The sequence below is a fragment of the Kitasatospora sp. NPDC093102 genome (assembly GCF_040683915.1).
Taxonomy (GTDB): Bacteria; Actinomycetota; Actinomycetes; order Streptomycetales; family Streptomycetaceae; genus Kitasatospora.
The window spans coordinates 1-1182 of record NZ_JBFBFA010000147.1; the positions used below are offsets into that span (position 1 = coordinate 1).

The following is a 1182-nucleotide window of genomic DNA, read 5'->3' on the forward strand; positions in this document are numbered from 1 at the left end:
ACCCGAGTGGACCGTTGGGAACTCGCACACAGCGAGCAGGGCATCGAGGCGACGCTGGCACGGCTTCGCCGGCACGGCGACCCGGCCGACCTGCCGGTGGCGATCGAGACCACCCGCGGCCTGGTCGTGGACCGGCTGCTGGTCGCCGGCCACCCGGTCGTGCCGGTGCACCCGAACGCCTTCCACGCGATGCGCCCGCGCTGGGGCGCATCGCGTGCCAAGACCGACGCCGGGGACAGCCACAAGCTCGCCGACTACCTGCGTACCGACGGTCACCAGCTGCGGCGCATCACCCCGACCGATCCCAGGACCCTGGAACTGCAGGCCCTGACCCGTCAGCGCGCCGACCACGTCGAGGCCAAGGTCGCCGCCGTCAACCAGCTCGACGCCCAGCTCGACCAGCTGTGGCCCGGCGGCAAGGCGATCTTCGCCGGCCGCGACAGCGACATCGCCCTGGAGTTCCTCGACCGCTACCCGACCCCGCAGGCCGCCGCCAAGCTCACCCCGGCCAAGTTGGAGGCCTGGTGCAAGCGGCGCCGCTACACCGGCCGCCGCACCGGCAAGGAGCTGATCGAGCGCCTGCGCACCGCCCCCACGGCCGCCTCCCGCCTCGGCGAGGACACCGTGGCGACCCTGATCCGCGTCCAGGTCCAGCTCGTGCGCGCCATACGGGCGACCATCCGCGCCCTCGACCAGGAGATCGCCGACGCCGTCGACGCACACCCCTTGGCGCCGCTGCTGGCCGCGATGCCACGGATCGGCAGGATCAACCTCGGCCAGATCATCGGCGAGATCGGCCCGATCCTCGAACGCGCCGAGACCTGCGAGCAGTTCATCGCCGAGACCGGCGTCGTCCCGGTCACCCGCGCCTCCGGCAAATCCCACAGCGTGACCTTCCGCTACGCGACCAACCGCCGTGCCCGCGTCGCGATCACCACCTTCGCCGACAACAGCCGGCACGGCAGCGACTGGGCCGCGAAGATCTACACCGACGCCCGAGGCCGCAAGAAGCGACACCCCCACGCCGTCCGCATCCTCGCCCGCGCCTGGCTGCGAGTGATCTGGGCCTGCCGACGCGACGGCACCCCCTACGACCCCGCCACCCACCAAGCCAACAACAAGATCAAAACGACTCCCGAGACGGCGCTGGCGGCATAGGGGTTGACTCAGGAAACTCATGCG

1 protein-coding gene is annotated in these 1182 nt (G+C 71.5%); it reads left to right on the top strand.

Annotated features, from left to right (window positions below; genetic code table 11):
* A partial coding sequence (locus AB0O11_RS39385) for an IS110 family transposase (protein ID WP_363397445.1) occupies positions 1–1158 on the top strand: 1158 nt, incomplete at its 5' end.
* Between the last annotated feature and the right edge of the window lie 24 nt (positions 1159–1182).